We start from the raw sequence: 16,805 nt of genomic DNA, 5'->3' as shown, positions 1-16,805 counted from the left end.
GTGCCTGACCCGGTCCGCACGTCGAACGCTCCCGAGGTCGGCGCCGCCGTTCCCCGGGCCCCTGGTGGTGCAAGCTCGGGAGTGCCGACCCGCTAGCCGAGCTCGGTGAGCACCGCGTCGGTGAGGACCGGCCAGACCTCCGCGGCCCAGGGGCCGAAGTCGCGGTCGGTGAGGGCGATGCAGGCGACGCCGGCGGCCGGGTCGACCCAGAGGAAGGTGCCGGACTGGCCGAAGTGGCCGAAGGTGGCGGGCGAGCTGTGGGTGCCGGTCCAGTGCGGGGACTTGTCGCTGCGGATCTCGAAGCCGAGGCCCCAGTCGTTGGGCCGGCGGTGCCCGAAGCCGGGCAGGACGCCGCTCAGGCCGGGCCAGGCCACCTCGCGGGTGGCGGCGTGCACGGTGGAGGGGTCGAGCAGCCGGGGCGCCTGCAGCTCGGCGGCGAACCGGGCCAGGTCGGCGGCGGTGGAGAGGCCGCCCGCCCCGGCGGGTGCGCGGTGGGCGGTGTTGATCAGGGTCGAGGCCATGCCGAGCGGGGTGAAGACCGCCTCGGCGGCGTACTCGGCGAAGTTGATCCCGGACGCCTTGGTGAGGGCGTCCGCCAGCACGTCGAACCCGGCGTTGGAGTACAGCCGCCGATCGCCGGGCGGGGCCATCACCCGGTGCTCGTCGAAGGCCAGCCCGGAGGTGTGCGCCAGCAGGTGACGGACCGTCGACCCCTCGGGACCGGCCGGGTCGTCGAGCTCGAAGACGCCCTCCTCCACCGCGACCAGCACCGCGTACGCGGTGAGCAGCTTGGTCACCGACGCCAGCGGGAACAGCTGGTCCTGCGGCCCGGCCGCACCCAGCACCGCCCCGTCACTGCCCCGCACCACAGCGGCCGCCGCAGTGGGCACCGGCCAGTCCTCGATCATCCGCAAGCTCTGCATGCCCCGACTCTAACGACTCACCCGGTCGCGCCGGAGTGCCGGGCTTGCCTAGAGTGCGCTCCAACTCAGTAGCTTCGTGAACGTCACTTCCACCGGGGGTAACACCGTGACCACGTCCGCACCGAACCTGCTCAACTGCGGCGCCTACGACGGCGCCGAGGTCGAGACCGCCGACCGCTCGGCCCGGCACACCATCGGCGAGATGGTCGCCGGGACGGGGCTGAGCGCGCACACGCTGCGCTGGTACGAGCGGATCGGCCTGCTCGATCCGGTCAACCGCTCGCACTCGGGGCAGCGCCGGTACAGCGACGCGGACGTACGGCGGCTGGAGTTCCTGGGCCGGCTGCGGCTGACCGGGATGCCGGTCGCGGACATGCTCCGCTACGTGGAGCTGGTCCGGGCGGGCGAGCACACCCTGGCGGACCGCCGGGACCTGCTGGTCGAGCACCGGGAGGAGGTCCGGCTGAAGCTGGCGGACCTGCACGCGACCATCGCGGTCCTCGACTACAAGATCGACCTGTACGGCGAAACCCTCGAATCCCTCGAATCCATCCAGAGTCTCGAAGGCAGGAACAGCGAATGCGTCTCCCCACCGTCAACCTCGGTAGCAGCGGCCGGCTGATCGGCACCCAGGGCCTCGGCTGCATGGGCATGTCCGAGTTCTACGGCCCGACCGACACCGCCGAGGCCCTGGCCACCCTGGACGCCGCGCTGGAGGCGGGCGTCACCCTGTTCGACACCGCGGACATCTACGGCTCCGGCGCCAACGAGGAGCTGATCGGCCCGTTCGTCCGGGCCAACCGCGACCAGGTGGTGCTGGCCACCAAGTTCGCCATCGAGCGCCGTGCGGACGACCCGCGCCACCGGGCCGTCCGCAACGACCCGGCCTACATCCGCACCGCCGTGGACGCCTCGCTCAAGCGGCTGGGCGTCGACGTGATCGACCTCTACTACATGCACCGGCGCGACCCCGCCGTCCCGCTGGCCGAGTCGGTCGGCGCGATGGCCGAGCTGGTGCAGGCGGGCAAGGTCAAGGCGCTGGGCCTCTCCGAGGTGACCGGTGACGAGCTGCGCGAGGCGCACGAGGTGCACCCGATCGCGGCGCTGCAGTCCGAGTGGTCGCTGTTCTCCCGGGACGTGGAGCGCACCGCCGTCCCGGCCGCCGCCGAACTGGGCGTCACCTTCGTGCCGTACTCCCCGCTCGGGCGGGGCTTCCTGACCGGCTCGTTCGCCGCCGCCGAGCAGCTGACGGAGGACGACTACCGGCGCCACCACCCGCAGTTCAGCGGGGCGAACGCCGCCGCCAACGCGGCCCTGGTCGCCCCGATCCAGAAGGTGGCCGCCGACCGCGGTGTCACCGCCGCCCAGGTCGCGCTCGCCTGGGTGCACCAGCGCGCCGAGGTGCACGGCCTCACCGTGGTCCCGATCCCCGGCACCCGCAAGCGCACCCGCCTGGCCGAGAACACCGCCGCGGCCAGCCTCCTGCTCACCCCCGCCGAGCTCACCACCCTGGACGGCATCGCCGCCCAGGTCACCGGCAACCGCTACGCCGACATGAGCTTCACCTCGGCCGGGCGCGAGTAGGGCGACCGCCAGGGCCGGGGCGCCGCCGCGCGGGCGGCGCCCCGGTCACCGGACGGGTTCCAGCCGCCACCACTGGGCCGGGTCGTCCCGGTCCTCCCACTGCTGGGCGGTGCCGTCGGCGGCGATCTCCAGGGTGAGGCCGCTGACGAAGCTGACCAGGTTGAAGGTGTCGGGTGCGTCGACGTGCCGCTCCAGCAGCCACTCCTGGGCGCCGAAGCCGTTCGGGCCCCAGAGCTGGAGCGGGACGCCGTTGTCGGTGCGGGCGCCGGTGACGTCCAGGCGCTTGCCGCTGCCGGAGCTCTCCAGGTGGTAGAGGCCGCCGCCGGGGTGGGCGGCGGTGATCCGCCAGAGCTGCCCGGCCGTACCGTCGGCCGGGCCCTGCCGGACCTTCGCCCCGCTGCGCTGCTTGCCGCCCGCGACCTCCAGCAGCAGCCCGCTGCCGACGTTGCGCAGCAGGTACAGCCCTTCCTGAATGACCGTCATGGGCCCACCGTACGGGGGCCCACTGTCAGCTCCGGACCGGCCTGACCACGTCGGTGTAGTCGCCGAGGGCGATGTCGGCGAAGTTGTGCAGGCTGTCGGTGCCCTCGGCGAGGTAGCCGGTGTGGCCCTCGGCACCGGCGGCGGAGAGCCTGGTGGCGCCGAACGCGGCGGCGGTGGGGTCGGCGCCGTGGCCGAGGCCGCCGACCTCCAGGTAGGGGACGTTGCCGATCCAGTCGGTGGGGTTGCGGGTGGCCCAGACCCGGACGCCGGTGCCGAGGTCGGCGACGTCCGCGACGCCCATCCCGGGGCTGCCGAAGACCACCAGGTCGGTGGGGGCGGAGTCGTGGATGGCGGGGGCCGCGGTGCCGCAGACCACCGTCCCGTACGAGTGGCAGAACAGCGCGGGCGGTGCGGCGGGGTCGGTGGTGACGGAGAGTCCGTCCAGCAGCCGTCCGAGCCGGGGTGCGGCGGCCTGGGCGAGGCGGTCGGTGACCGCGTCGGGGCCGAGGCCGACGGGCGTGACGTAGCCGGTCCAGGCGATCACGGCGACGGGGGTGCCGGCCGCCTTCCGCTGCTCCTCGGCGTACAGGGCGCGGCCCATCCCGGCGGGGGAGCGGAGCGGGTCGACGGCCTGGTCGAAGTGGCCCAGGTCGGCGTCCGAGCCCGGCACCAGCACGGCCACCCGCCGAGCCTGCGCCAGATCGCCGTAGACCTCGCTGACCAGGCCCCGGCCGCGCGGGTCGAAGGCCAGGATCTGCCGCTCGGGGGCGAGCAGGTGCTCGCTGTCGTTGGCCCGGGCCTCGGCCCGGGCGCGGGTGTCGGCGTCCAGCTGGAGGTCGGCCGCGCGGGCCCTGGCCCGGTCGCGTTCGGCGGCGATCGCCAGCCGGTTGGCCCGGTAGCGGAGCGGGAGCGGGGCGCCGTCCAGGTTGCCGACCACCAGGGGGTAGTCGGTGGCCAGGCGGTCCGCCTGGGCGGCGGTGAGCGAGGCGAAGAAGGCGGCCACGCTGCGGGCGTCGGCGGTCGCCGGGTCGGGCAGCAGCCGGCCGAGGGAGTGGTCGGCGACCCACTGGGTGCTGCCGGCCGGGGGCGTGGTGATGGCGAGCTGTTCGTTGCCGACGGCGGCCTGCGCGGCGGCGGCGCCGGTGTCGACCAGCACCACGGTCGTGGCGAAGACGCCTATCAGCACCCGCTTGATCCGCCTGCGGCGCTGTACGGAGCGCGCGTCCTGGTGCGGCAAATGGTCACCATCCTTCGGGCCTGCGTGGGGGTACCACCGCCGCCAATTCGTCCAGCGTATGGGCTCGGAACGCGGGGTGTGCCTGGCTAAACTGTGGGATGGCTCACATGGTTCCGGAAGTGGGTCCGGCCGGGTCGGACTCCCTGACCAGCCGCTTCGGGGCGACGCTCCGCCAGGCCTCGGCGAGCAGGTCGCGCAGCTCCTCCGGGTCGACGCCGGCCAGCTGGACCAGCACCCAGCCGTGCCGCCCGACGTACGGCGCCGAGGAGAACACCTCGGGCTCGGCGGCCAGCAGCTCGGCCTGGTCCGCCCGGCTCGCCTTGACGGTGACGCTGCCCGAACCGGGCGTCCCCATCGCGAAGATCTTCTCGCCGACCCGCAGGGTGACCGTGGTCTCCCAGGTCGGCCGCTCGGTGGCCCGGGGGAGGGCCAGGCCCATGGCCAGGAACTGATCGAACGTCACCATGCGGCCCAGCCTAGGCGGTAGGACGGTAGGAACATCTCAGACCACCCCGAGCGCGTACGCCGCGAACAGGCCGGCACCCGCGCCGAGCAGCGCCTTCCAGCCGGAGGCCAGCTTCCACGGGGCGTCGAACCGGCGGGCGTACCGGCCGATCAGGGTGAGCACCAGGCCGAACACCGGCAGCCAGGCCAGCCGGGCCAGCACCCAGCCGATCGAGTCCGGCGCGGTGGTCAGGCCGGGGACGGCGCCGAGCGCGCTGCCGAGGGCGCCGACCGAGAACATCGCGGTCTGGTGCCAGCAGAAGATCGTCATCGCGGAGAGGTTGACCACCACGACCGGCAGCCAGAGCAGCGGCCGCCGCAGCGCCCGGCCGATCCGCCCGTGCAGCAGCATCGCCGCGCCGCACTGCACCGAGGCCAGCGCCAGCACCAGCAGCGACGGCGGGTGCGAGTTGGTCCTGGCCACCCCGGGCACGCCGACCATGCTGGCCGGGTAGTGGAACACCGTCAGCAGCACGGCGAACAGCGCGGCCCCGCCGAGCAGCAGCAGCTTCGCACCCGCCTTGCGCAGCGTGCCCTGGGCCCAGGAGATGCCGAGCTGGTAGGCGAACATCCAGCCGGGCAGCAGGTTCACCAGCGCCAGCCAGGACGGCACCGAGTCGGCCCACGGGCCGTACCGCAGCGCGTCCACCACCGCGACGGCGGCCAGCAGCGGGGCCGCCGCCCAGCCGCCGAGCCGGCGGCCGATCCGCAGGCACCACGGGGTGAGCGCGGTCAGCACCAGGTAGATCCCGATGTACCAGAGCGGCTGCACCACCAGCACGGTGCCGGTCCTGACGGTGCCCTCGGGCACGCCGAGCAGGTTGAGCAGCGGGGTCAGCAGCGCCCAGACCGCCGCCACGCCCAGCACCGGGCGGAGCAGCCGGACGGTGCGCTGCCTGAGCCAGTCGACGGTGCTCGCGCCGCGCTGCTGCGAGCGGGCCAGCGACTTGGCCGAGGAGTAGCCGCCGACCAGGAAGAACACCCCGAGCAGCTGGAGCACCCAGCTGAGCGGGGCGAAGAAGCTGAGCGAGGCGAGCGGGCTGGCGTTGTGCAGCACGCCGTCCGGGGAGGTGGTGAAGCCGCCGAGCAGCCAGTGGCCGATCGGGACCGAGAGCAGGGCGATGGCGCGCAGGCCGTCCAGGGCGCGGTCGCGGGTGGCGGGGGTGCGGGCGTCGACGGTGGCGGCGCTGCGGCGGAGGGTGGCGAGGGGCTTCATGGGGCGGGCTCCTGAGGGGGTGTCAGCGGACGGGGGCGTAGGCCACCCGGTCGGGCTCGCCGAGGGAGATCGCGGCGAAGTTGGCCAGGGAGGTGGTGCCGGGGGCGAAGTAGCCGCTGTGGCCGTGGGATTCGGCGGAGGAGACCAGCCGGGCGCCGAAGGCCGGATCGTCGGGGTCGGCGCCGTGGCCGAGGCCGAGGAAGGAGACGTTGGGGACTTGGTCGATCCAGTCCTCGTCGTTGCGCTGGGCCACCCAGACCGGGATCCGCAGGTCGGCGGCGCGGTCCACGTCCATGCCCGGCGAGCCGATCGCGACCAGGCCGGCGGCCTGCCCGGGGCCGAGGCCGGCGAGCGAGCAGACGACGGTGCCGTAGCTGTGGCAGAGCACGGTGACCGGTCCGGTGGTGGGTGCCAGGCCGTCCAGGAAGCGGCTCAGCCGGTCGGCCCCGGCCCGGGCCAGCCGGGCGGTGGCGGCGTCCAGGCCGACCTTGACCGGGGTGGTGTAGCCGGTCCAGGCGACCACCGCCAGCCGCTCGCCGGCCTGGGCCCGGAGCGCCTTCGCCATCCCGGTGGGGGTGCCGAAGGGGGACGAGGCCCGGTCGGCGGTCATCAGGTCGATGTCGGCGCCGGGGACGATCACCGCCGTCCGCTCGGCCATGGCCAGGTCGCCGAACACCTCGGCCAGCTGGCCCCGGCCGCGCGGGTCGAAGGCCAGCAGCTGACGGCCGCTCAGCGCGGCGTACCGCTCGGCCCTGGCCCGGGCGGCGGCCCGGTCCCGCTCGGGGAGGGCGGGGTCGGCGGCGACCGCCAGCTCCCGGTCGCGCTCCTCGCGCAGCGCCAGCGAGTTGGCGAAGTACCGCAGCGGGAACGGCGTGCCGTCCAGGTTCCCCACCACCAGCGGGTGCCGGACCGCCAGCGCCCGCTGCTGGGCGAGCGGCAGCCCGGCGAAGAACTCCGCCACCTCGGCCGCCCCGGCCTTCCCGGGCTCGGGCAGCCGGACCCCGAGAGTGGTGTCGGCCACCCAGGCCGTGCTCCCGGGCGGCGGCCCGGTGACGGCCTGCTGTCCCTCCCCGGCCGCCCAGCCGCCGGCCCCGCCGACCGCCAGGACCGCCAGGAGCCCTCCGGCCAGTGCCCGCCTGAATCGCGCTCGCATCCGCTCCAACCCTTCCGTCGTACCGCTGCTGACGGAGAGGAAGGTACGAAGCGGAAGGCCCCGCGATCGTCACACCGCGGGGCCAACCAGAGGGTCGTACCGGAGTACTACTGGCCCGGCGTCACCAGGCCGGACTCATACGCCAGGACTACCGCCTGGGCCCGGTCGCGCAGGTCGAGCTTGGCCAGGATGCGGCCGATGTGGGTCTTCACGGTCTGCTCGGCCACCACCAGCCGCTCGGCGATCTGCTGGTTGGAGAGGCCCTTGGCGATCAGCTCCAGCACCTCGGTCTCACGCGGCGTCAGGCCGTTGAGCTGCAGCCGGGGATCGCGGCGCGGGGCCGGGCGGTTGCGGGCGAAGTCCTCGATCAGCCGGCGGGTCACCGAGGGGGCCAGCAGCGCGTCCCCGGCGGCCACCACCCGGACGGCGGCGATCAGGTCGGCCGGCGGCGCGTCCTTGAGCAGGAAGCCGCTGGCTCCGGCCCGCAGCGCCTCGTACACGTAGTCGTCCACGTCGAAGGTGGTCAGCATCAGCACCTTGGGCCGGTGCACCACCCCGAGCGGCGGGTCGAGCAGCCGGCGGGCCGCCTCCAGGCCGTCCATCTCGGGCATCCGGACGTCCATCAGCACCACGTCCGGGTGGGTCCGCCCGCTGACCTCCAGCGCCTGCTTCCCGTCCGGGGCGTCACCGACCACGTCGATGTCGGTCTGTGCGTTGAGCAGCGCGGCGAACCCGGCCCGGACCATCGCCTGGTCGTCGACGATGATTACGCGGATGGTCATCGGGGGCTCTCTCCAACGCTGTTGACGGGCAGTTCGGCGGCGACCAGGAAGCCGCCCGCGGGCGTGGCGCCGGTCTCCAGCCTGCCGGACAGCAGGCGGACGCGCTCGCGCATTCCCACCAGGCCGTGCCCGGTGCCCTCGGCCCCCTCCACCCCGGGACGGCCGCCGGGGGAGTTCTCCACCCGCACCAGCAGTGTCCGTCCGACCGCCGTCAGCCTGACCTCGGCCCGGGCGCCCGGTGCGTGCCGGACCACGTTCGCCAGCGCCTCCTGGACGATCCGGTACACCGACAGGCCGACCGCCTGCGGCAGTTCGCCCAGCCCGGCCACCTCGGGGGTGACCGTCAGCTCCGCCTGCACCCCGGCCCGGCCGACCGTCTCCACCAGCCGTCCGAGCTGCTCCAGCCCCGGCTGCGGCGCCCGGTCGGCCGCCGCGCCCTCGCTGCGCAGCACCCCGAGCAGCCGCCGCATCTCGCTCAGCGAGCTCCGGGCGGCCGCCGCGATGGTGCCGAACTCCTCGACCGCCTCCGGCGGCAGACCGGTGATCCGGTACGGCGCGCTGTCCGCCTGCACGGTGATCACCGACATGTGGTGGGCGACCACGTCGTGCAGCTCCCTGGCGATCCTGGCCCGCTCCTCCAGCAGGGTGCTGCGCTCGCGTTCGGCCTCGCTGATCTGCTCCTGCTCGGCCAGCAGCTTCTGCGCCTGGCCCCGGCCGCGCACGCTCCAGCCCAGCAGCAGCACCGTGCCGGAGAGCGCCACCACCACGGCGGCGCTCTCCCCGGCCCTGGCCTGGTGCAGGTCGGAGGCGGCGATGCTGCCGAACAGCGTCACCAGCCAGACCGCCAGCAGCGTCCGCCCGCGCTCCCGCAGGGCCAGCGCCGGCATCAGGAACACGTACGCGAGCAGCGTCGGCACCGGCCAGGGCCAGGGCCCGGCGCCGGTCGGCGTGTTCGCGGTCAGGGCCGCGCCGAGCACCACCCCGGCGGTCATCACCCACCAGGCGATCAGCGGGCGGGTGACCGCCACCAGCAGCGGGACGGACTGGACCAGGGCGAGCGCACCGGCGACCGCGACCGCGAGGCCGTAGTCGTGCGCCAGCACCACGGTGCCGGTCGGCAGCAGCGTCGCGGTGGCCGCGAACGCCAGCAGGTACGGCAGCCAGCGCACCCAGGCGCGCTCGGCCCCGAACAGCAGCGGGGCCCGGCCCTCGACGGGGGTGAGCAGCGCCCGGCCGAGGTCGGTGAGCTGGTCACCGCTCCAGCGTGCGGCGGCTCTGACAGGGGTGGGGAGTTGACGCTTCATCCCGGCCCAGCCTAGGGGCAGCCGCCTCCGCCGCCGTCGTACCGCAGACCGGTTTCCCGGGTAGCACCCAGGTATGAGGCCCCCGGCTGCGGACGGCCGAGGGCTCAGCGCCAGTCGGCGGCGAGGGCCGGGCCGAGCTGGTCGAAGTGGGACTCGATGACGGCGATCATGCCCTCCGGGCCGGGCGCGGAGTGGCCGCTGCTCCAGGCCAGGTGGGCGCTGCGCAGCACCCCGCCGAAGACGGCGGCGAGCACCCGCGGCCGCAGGTCGACCGCCGGGTCGAGGCCCTCCCGGCGGGCGATCAGCTCGGCGATCAGGCGCTCCTGCTCGGTGATCCGGCGGAGGTGGGCGGCGAGCAGGGTGGGGGTCTCCTCGATCAGCTGGATCAGTTCGAGCGCGGCGGTGATCCCGGTGTCGGAGGTCCCGGTGGCGGACAGGTCCCGCCAGGCCAGCACGATCGAACTCCGCAGTGCCTGAAGGGGGTTCTCCGAGGCTGGCCGCTCGCGCAGGGTGGCGACGAAGTAGTCCTCGGCGTCGGCCAGTACCGCGAGCGCGACCTCCTCCTTGTTGGAGAAGTACCGGAAGAAGGTGCGCTGCGAGACGTCGACCGCGGCGGCGATCTCGTCGACGGTGGTCCGTCCGTACCCCTGGTTGAGGAAGAGCCGGTGGGCGGCCGAGACCAGGGCGTCCCTGGTGCGCTGCTTCTTCCGCTCGCGCAGGCCGAGCACCCGGCAGGTGGCCGGTTCGGCGGACGGGACGGGCTGCGCGGCCATGAGGTGGGCCTTCCGGGACAGGGCGGGCGGTGCTGATAACGATAGCGCGCTGACAAATGGCAGACCTTGGCAGAAGTCAGTCGATGGCACAAGGCAGTGTTTGCCTAATGTCAGCGACTGTCATAATCTCACTGCGCAGTGGCGCCCGTCAGGCCGGACGACTCGTGGGGACGGGTGGGCCGGGGCGCCACCGCCATGCCTGTCACTGCCCCGGAGGGTCCGTCAGATGAGCCAGCCCCTAACCAAGACCGCCAAGGCGGCCGTGCCGCCGCAGCGCAGCGCACCGCCCACCGGTCTCGCACGGTTCCAGGGGCACCCCTGGCTGACCCTGCTCACGGTGGCCGTCGGCGTGATGATGGTCGCCCTGGACGGCACCGTGGTGGCGATCGCCAACCCGGTGATCCAGTCCGATCTGGGCGCCTCGCCCGCCGACATCCAGTGGGTGACCAGCGGCTACCTGCTGGCGCTCGCGGTCTTCCTGATCACCGCGGGCAAGATCGGTGACCGGTTCGGCCACAAGTCCACCTTCCTGGTCGGCGCGGCCGGCTTCGCCGCCACCTCGGCCGCGATCGGCTTCGCGGGCAACATCCAGCTGGTGATCGCCTTCCGGGTGCTCCAGGGCCTGTTCGGCGCGCTGCTCCAGCCCGCCGCGCTCGGCCTGCTGCGCGGTGCCTTCCCGGTCGAGAAGCTCAACATGGCGATCGGCATCTGGGCCGGCGTGATCGGCGCCTCCACCGCGGCCGGTCCGATCGTCGGCGGCCTGCTGGTCGAGCACGTGAGCTGGCAGTCGGTCTTCTTCATCAACATCCCGGTCGGCATCGCCGCCGTCCTGCTCGGGATCTGGATCCTGCGCGACGTCCGGGCCGAGAACGCCGCCAAGTCCTTCGACATCCCCGGCATCGTGCTGCTCTCGGTCGCCATGTTCGCGCTGGTCTGGGGCATCATCAAGGCCCCGACCTGGGGATGGGGCGACACCAGCACGCTGCTCTTCCTCGGCGGCGCGGTGCTCGCGCTGGTGCTGTTCGCGCTCTGGCAGACCAGGGCCAAGGAGCCGCTGATCCCGCTCAGCCTGTTCCGCTCGGTCCCGCTCTCGGCGGGCGCGCTGCTGATGGTGCTGATGGCGTTCGCCTTCTTCGGCGCGATCTTCTTCGTCACCTTCTACCTGCAGAACGTGCACGCCATGACGCCCGTCCAGGCGGGCGTCCACCTGCTGCCGATGACCGGCATGATGATCGTCGGTGCCCCGGCGGCCGGCGCCGCGATCGGCAAGGTCGGCCCGCGGATCCCGATCGTGGTCGGCATGGTGCTCACCACCGTGGCGATGTACGGGATGTCCACCCTGACCACCGACTCCGGCACCGGCGTGATGTCGCTCTGGTTCGTCCTGATGGGCTTGGGCATCAGTCCGGTCATGGTCGGCGCCACCGAGGTGATCGTCGGCAACGCCCCGCTGGAGCTGTCCGGCGTGGCCGGCGGTCTGCAGCAGGCCGCGATGCAGGTCGGCGGCAGTCTCGGCACCGCCGTGCTCGGCGCGGTGATGGCCGCCAAGGTGACCGACGTGCTGCCCGGCAACTGGGCCGGCGCGGGCCTCCCGCCGGTCGACCCGGCCCAGCAGGCCGGCCTCGACCAGGCCGCCCAGCTCGGCATCGCCCCGCCCGCTCCGGCCGGCACCCCCGAGCAGGTGGTGCAGGGCATGGCGAACGCCGTGCACGAGTCCTTCGTCAGCGGCATGTCGCTGGCCTTCGCGGTCGCCGCCGCCGTCGCCTTCGCGGCCGCCCTGCTCGGCCTGCTCACCAAGAGGGGTGCGACGGACGCCGGTCCGGCCGTGCACATCTGAGCAGGCGTCACCTCGGGGGCACCGGTCGGCGGACCGGTGCCCCCGAGCCGTTCCTACCGGGGGCGCCCCAGGCCGAACCGGTCCGCCGTCAGCTCCACCAGCGGGGCCGGGTAGTCCTGGTCCGGCCACTGCTCCAGCAGCCACGGCCGGTGCACGGCACCGCCGGGGATCCCGACCAGCTCCGGCACCCAGCGGCGGACGTAGTCGCCGTCCGGGTCGAACCGCTTGGCCTGGGTGAGCGGGTTGAGCACCCGGTTCGGACGGGTGTCGGTGCCGGTGCCGGCCACCCACTGCCAGTTGAGCTGGTTGTTGGCCACGTCGCCGTCGACCAGCAGCGAGAGGAAGTGCGCGGCCCCCTCCCGCCAGTCGTGGTAGAGCGTCTTGGCCAGGAAGCTCGCCGTGATCAGCCGGGCCCGGTTGTGCATCCAGCCCTGGGCGGCCAGCTGCCGCATCCCGGCGTCGACCACCGGATAGCCCGTCAGGCCGTGCTGCCAGGCCTCGAGTTCGGCCGGGTCCCGGTGCCAGCGGTCGTCGCGCGGCCGGTAGTCCTGCAGTGCCACCGAGGGCCGGGCGGCCAGCACCTGGTGGTGGAAGTCCCGCCAGACCAGCTGCCGGACGAAGTCCTCGTCGGCCGTCCCGGCGGCCAGCTCGGTCGCCGACAGGCAGCCGAAGTGCAGGTACGGGGAGAGGTGCGAGGTCCCGTCCAGCGCGAGCGCGTCCCGATCGCCCGGCGCGGTGCGCCAGCGCTTCCAGCGGGCCCGTCCGGCCTGTTCGCCGCCCGGGGGCAGCTCGGGGGAGTCGGGCCGGACCTCGGGCACCGGCAGGCCCTCGACCCCGTCCGGCACCGGCACCCGCCGGGGCGCGGCCAGCGGCCTGCGCCGCTCGGTCCGCTGCCAGGCCCGCAGATAGGGCGTGAAGACCGCGTAGTGGTCCTTGCCCGCCGGGGTCACGGCGCCGGGCGCCACGGCCGTCAGGACGGCCTCGTGCACCACCAGCCGGGCCCCGAGGGCCTCCCGCAGCCGGGCCTCCCGCCGCTGCGCGAACGCGCTGACGCCGGCCGCGACATGGACCGTGACGGCACCGGCCTCGGCGGCCAGGCGAGCGGTCTCGGCCACCACCTCACCCTGCCGGAGCACCAGCCGCCCGCCGCGCGAGCGCAGCCCGGCGTCCAGGTCGCGCAGGCAGTCGGCGAGGAAGGCGGCCCGGTTGGGAACCGCGAAGCCGGTGGCGGCCACACCGTCGTCGAGCACGAACAGCGGCACCACCTCCTCGGCGGAGGCGAGCGCGGCGTGCAGCACGGGGTTGTCGTGCAGGCGGAGGTCCTGGGTGAAGAGCGCAATGGCGACGGGCACCCGTCATGGTCCCGCTGCCACCCGTGGCACGGCGCGTCGACGCGCCGTCAGACGGTGGCCCCGTGATGTTCGTTGGCCCAGGCGAAGGAGCGGGCCTGCTGCATGTCGGACGGCGCGGGCCGGGCCACGATCGAGGTCCCCTCGATCAGGTCGCGGGCCTCGTTGACGTGCCGGATCCGCTCGGTCAGCCCGACGCCGGGGTAGTAGTCCTTCAGCCGGGCGACGGTGTGCTCCGGGGACAGGTGCAGCTCGGTCAGCAGGAAGCGGGCCTTGGCGATGATCTCGTTCTGCATGGGTGGTCGCCCTTCGACGGATACCTCGGTGACGGACAGATCCAGTCTCTGCCCGCCCCCGGCCGCCCGGAAGGGCCCAAGGACCCGCTCCGGCAAGGCCGAAGGGCCGCCCCACCGGGACGGCCCTTCGGTTCGAGCGGTGGTGCTGATCAGGCCTCGCCGCCGGCGGAGCCCGGGTCGGCCGCCGCCACGTCCAGCAGGCGGTAGCGGTCGATCGCGTCCTTGAGCGCGGAGCGGTCGACCTTGCCCTGCTTGGCCAGCTCGGTCAGCACGCCCAGCACGATCGACTGCGCGTCGATGTGGAAGAAGCGGCGCGCCGCACCACGGGTGTCGGCGAAGCCGAACCCGTCGGCACCGAGCGACTGGTACTGGCCGGGCACCCAGCGCGAGATCTGGTCCGGCACCGCACGCATCCAGTCGGAGACCGCGACGAACGGGCCCTCCGAGCCGGACAGCTTGCTGGTGACGTACGGGACGCGCTGCGGCTCCTCCGGGTGCAGCAGGTTGAACTCCTCGACCTCCACCGCGTCGCGGCGGAGCTCGTTCCAGGAGGTCGCGGACCAGACGTCGGCCTTGACGTTCCACTGCTCGGCCAGGATCTGCTGGGCCTCCAGCGCCCACGGCACCGCCACGCCCGAGGCGAGGATCTGGGCCGGGATCTGGCCCGCCGTGGCGGGGGCGTACCTGTGGATGCCCTTGAGGATGCCGTCGACGTCGACGTTCTCCGGCTCGGCCGGCATCTTGTAGGGCTCGTTGTAGAGGGTGATGTAGTAGAAGACGTCCTCGCCGTGCGGGAACTCCGCCGAGGAGCCGTACATCCGCCGGATGCCGTCCTGCATGATGTGCGCGATCTCGAAGCCGTACGCCGGGTCGTACGCGACGACGCCGGGGTTGGTCGAGGCGAGCAGGTGCGAGTGGCCGTCCGCGTGCTGCAGACCCTCACCGGTCAGCGTGGTGCGGCCCGCCGTGGCACCCATCACGAAACCGCGGGCCAGCTGGTCGGCCATCTGCCAGAACTGGTCACCCGTGCGCTGGAACCCGAACATCGAGTAGAAGACGTAGACCGGGATCAGCGGCTCGCCGTGCGTCGCGTACGAGGAGCCCGCGGCGATCAGCGAGGCGGTGCAGCCCGCCTCCGAGATGCCGTCGTGCAGCATCTGACCGGTCGGGGACTCCTTGTACGCCAGCAGCAGATCGCGGTCGACCGACTCGTAGGTCTGGCCGAGCGGGTTGTAGATCTTGGCAGACGGGAAGAGCGAGTCCATGCCGAAGGTGCGGTACTCGTCGGGGGCGATCGGCACGAAGCGCTTGCCGATCTCCTTGTCCCGCATCAGGTCCTTCAGGACGCGGACGAAGGCCATCGTGGTGGCGATGGTCTGGTTGCCCGAGCCCTTCTTGACCGCCTTGTAGGCGTCGTCGCCGGGGAGCTCCAGCTTGCGCGGCCGCACCTTGCGGGTCGGCACGTAACCGCCGAGCTCGCGCCGGCGGTCGTGCATGTACTGGATCTCCTCCGAGTCCTTGCCCGGGTGGTAGTAGGGCGGGTAGCCCTCGTCCAGCTGCTTGTCCGTGATCGGCAGGTGCAGCCGGTCGCGGAAGCGCTTGAGGTCCTCGACCGTCAGCTTCTTCATCTGGTGGGTCGCGTTGCGGCCCTCGAAGTTCGGGCCGAGGGTCCAGCCCTTGACGGTCTGGGCCAGGATCACGGTCGGCTGGCCCTTGTGCTCGCGGGCCGCCTTGTACGCCGCGTAGACCTTGGCGTGGTCGTGGCCGCCGCGACCCAGGTGCTGGATCTGCTGGTCGGACATGTTCTCGACCATCTGGCGCAGCCGCAGGTCGCCACCGAAGAAGTGGTCGCGGATGTAGCCGCCGGTCTCGGTCGCGTAGGTCTGGAACTGGCCGTCCACCGTGGTGTTCAGCTTGTTCACCAGCACGCCGTCGCGGTCCTGCGCCAGCAGCGGGTCCCAGCTGCGGTCCCAGATCAGCTTGATCACGTTCCAGCCGGCGCCGCGGAACTGCGACTCCAGCTCCTGGATGATCTTGCCGTTGCCGCGGACCGGGCCGTCGAGGCGCTGCAGGTTGCAGTTCACCACGAAGGTCAGGTTGTCCAGGCCCTCACGGGCGGCCAGCGAGAGCTGGCCGAGCGACTCGGGCTCGTCCATCTCGCCGTCGCCGAGGAAGGCGTAGACGTGCGAGGACGAGGTGTCCTTGATGCCCCGGTGCTCCAGGTAGCGGTTCATCCGGGCCTGGTAGATCGCACCGAGCGGGCCGAGGCCCATCGAGACGGTGGGGAACTCCCAGAAGTCCGGCATCAGCCGCGGGTGCGGGTAGCTGGACAGGCCGTACGGCGCCTTGGACTTCTCCTGGCGGAACGCGTCGAGCTGGGTCTCGCTCAGTCGGTCCAGCAGGAACGCCCGGGCGTAGATGCCGGGGGAGGCGTGACCCTGGAAGAAGATCTGGTCGCCGGACTCGCCGTCCGCGTCCTTGCCCCGGAAGAAGTAGTTGAAGCCCACGTCGTAGAGCGACGCGGAGGAGGCGAAGGTGGCGATGTGGCCACCGACTCCGATGCCCGGGCGCTGGGCCCGGGAGACCATCACGGCCGCGTTCCAGCGGGTCGCGTTCAGGACCTTGCGCTCGATCTCCTCGTTGCCGGGGAAGAACGGCTCGTCCTTGGTCGCGATGGTGTTGACGTAGTCCGTGCTGCGCATCTCGGGCACGGCGACACGCTTCTCGCGGGCGCGCTCGATCAGACGGAGCATCAGGTAGCGGGCGCGCTCGCGGCCCCGCTCGTCGATGGCCGCGTCAAGCGACTCGAGCCATTCCGCGGTCTCCTCGGGATCGAAGTCCGGGACCTGACTCGGAAGGCCGCCAATGATGATCGGGTTGCGATCTGCTCCGGAAGCCACGCTGTTCCTTCACTGTCGGTCGAAACTGAGGTGTGTCGCGCCGCCTCCATCGTGTACCGCAACTCGGAGATCCGTCATATCTACCGATGGGTAACCATTCCGCCTGGTGGGCGGGCCGATCGGATGGTGCTCCGGGCGCCTTTGCCCGCTGCGTGCCATCAGGTGGTACGAAGAGGTGACCGACCTTGTACCTGAAATCTCTTCCAGGCTTCCCGGGGGTCCGATGGCGGACATCCGGGACGAGGGCCAACAGGAGACTTTACGCCCGCCCGGGCGCGTAGCCCGAATGCCGTTCGTATCTCGGTCACTTTGGCGACTCGCACCCCTGTCGCCCCGAAGCATCAAGGGTCCGTACAGAAAAGGGCAAATCGGTGTGATTCCTGACACGTCGCCCGGGCGTGTCCCCGTCCCAGGCGTCAACCTTTGGGTGGGATCGGGGAGCGGGTACTTGCGCGAACCGCCGG

At 72.8% G+C, this 16,805-nt stretch carries 15 protein-coding genes; 3 read left to right on the top strand and 12 right to left on the bottom strand.

What is annotated here, in order from left to right:
* Positions 1-92: 92 nt before the first annotated feature.
* Positions 93-923, bottom strand: coding sequence for a serine hydrolase domain-containing protein (locus tag ABT118_RS13870; RefSeq protein ID WP_350668048.1), 831 nt, complete (start codon positions 921-923; stop codon positions 93-95).
* Positions 924-1,029: 106 nt separating this feature from the next.
* Between ABT118_RS13870 and ABT118_RS13865 the strand changes: the two genes are divergently transcribed.
* The gene (locus ABT118_RS13865) at positions 1,030-1,545 is read left to right on the top strand and encodes a MerR family transcriptional regulator (RefSeq protein WP_502884543.1); all 516 of its coding nucleotides are present in this window, start codon (positions 1,030-1,032) and stop codon (positions 1,543-1,545) included.
* Complete coding sequence (locus ABT118_RS13860) at positions 1,503-2,507, top strand: aldo/keto reductase (protein ID WP_350668044.1); 1,005 nt, start codon at positions 1,503-1,505, stop codon at positions 2,505-2,507. The genes ABT118_RS13865 and ABT118_RS13860 overlap by 43 nt, the downstream gene beginning before the upstream one ends.
* A 45-nt stretch (positions 2,508-2,552) precedes the next feature.
* Here the strand turns inward: ABT118_RS13860 and ABT118_RS13855 are convergent, their stop codons facing one another.
* From ABT118_RS13855 to ABT118_RS13820, 8 genes are all read right to left on the bottom strand, one after another.
* Entirely contained in the window at positions 2,553-2,990 is a 438-nt protein-coding gene (locus tag ABT118_RS13855; protein ID WP_350668036.1) for an RICIN domain-containing protein, read from the bottom strand.
* A 25-nt stretch (positions 2,991-3,015) separates the two neighbouring features.
* Entirely contained in the window at positions 3,016-4,227 is a 1,212-nt protein-coding gene (locus ABT118_RS13850) for an alpha/beta hydrolase (RefSeq protein WP_350668032.1), read from the bottom strand.
* Positions 4,228-4,330: 103 nt separating this feature from the next.
* Positions 4,331-4,693 carry an MmcQ/YjbR family DNA-binding protein gene (locus ABT118_RS13845; protein ID WP_350668027.1) on the bottom strand — a complete coding sequence of 121 codons (363 nt, stop codon included), beginning with the start codon at positions 4,691-4,693 and terminating at the stop codon, positions 4,331-4,333.
* Positions 4,694-4,729: 36 nt separating this feature from the next.
* Complete coding sequence (locus ABT118_RS13840) at positions 4,730-5,947, bottom strand: acyltransferase family protein (protein WP_350668023.1); 1,218 nt, start codon at positions 5,945-5,947, stop codon at positions 4,730-4,732.
* Between the two features lie 22 nt (positions 5,948-5,969).
* A complete protein-coding gene (locus tag ABT118_RS13835; protein ID WP_350668018.1) occupies positions 5,970-7,100 on the bottom strand; it encodes an alpha/beta hydrolase in 1,131 nt (376 codons plus the stop codon).
* A 107-nt stretch (positions 7,101-7,207) separates the two neighbouring features.
* The gene (locus ABT118_RS13830; RefSeq protein WP_350668012.1) at positions 7,208-7,882 is read right to left on the bottom strand and encodes a response regulator; all 675 of its coding nucleotides are present in this window, start codon (positions 7,880-7,882) and stop codon (positions 7,208-7,210) included.
* Positions 7,879-9,186 carry a sensor histidine kinase gene (locus tag ABT118_RS13825; RefSeq protein ID WP_350668006.1) on the bottom strand — a complete coding sequence of 436 codons (1,308 nt, stop codon included), beginning with the start codon at positions 9,184-9,186 and terminating at the stop codon, positions 7,879-7,881. Before ABT118_RS13825 ends, ABT118_RS13830 begins: the two co-directional genes overlap by 4 nt.
* A 104-nt stretch (positions 9,187-9,290) precedes the next feature.
* Positions 9,291-9,959, bottom strand: a complete 669-nt coding sequence (locus ABT118_RS13820) for a TetR family transcriptional regulator (protein ID WP_350668000.1) — start codon at positions 9,957-9,959, stop codon at positions 9,291-9,293.
* Between the two features lie 226 nt (positions 9,960-10,185).
* On the opposite strand from ABT118_RS13820, the gene ABT118_RS13815 reads away from it, so the two are divergent.
* Entirely contained in the window at positions 10,186-11,796 is a 1,611-nt protein-coding gene (locus tag ABT118_RS13815; RefSeq protein ID WP_350667995.1) for an MFS transporter, read from the top strand.
* Positions 11,797-11,849: 53 nt separating this feature from the next.
* On the opposite strand, the gene ABT118_RS13810 is transcribed toward ABT118_RS13815, so the two are convergent.
* The 3 genes from ABT118_RS13810 to aceE form a co-directional block, all read right to left on the bottom strand.
* Positions 11,850-13,148 carry a cryptochrome/photolyase family protein gene (locus ABT118_RS13810; protein WP_350667990.1) on the bottom strand — a complete coding sequence of 433 codons (1,299 nt, stop codon included), beginning with the start codon at positions 13,146-13,148 and terminating at the stop codon, positions 11,850-11,852.
* Positions 13,149-13,195: 47 nt separating this feature from the next.
* Positions 13,196-13,441: a hypothetical protein gene (locus ABT118_RS13805; RefSeq protein ID WP_350667982.1), complete on the bottom strand. Its 246-nt coding sequence runs from the start codon at positions 13,439-13,441 to the stop codon at positions 13,196-13,198.
* Between the two features lie 149 nt (positions 13,442-13,590).
* Positions 13,591-16,341, bottom strand: coding sequence for a pyruvate dehydrogenase (acetyl-transferring), homodimeric type (gene aceE / locus ABT118_RS13800; protein WP_350667978.1), 2,751 nt, complete (start codon positions 16,339-16,341; stop codon positions 13,591-13,593).
* Between the last annotated feature and the right edge of the window lie 464 nt (positions 16,342-16,805).

This window comes from Kitasatospora sp. NPDC002040 (assembly GCF_040296785.1).
GTDB lineage: Bacteria > Actinomycetota > Actinomycetes > Streptomycetales > Streptomycetaceae > Kitasatospora.
Note: the sequence above shows the minus strand (reverse complement) of the source record. Positions and strands in the feature narration are given on the sequence as shown.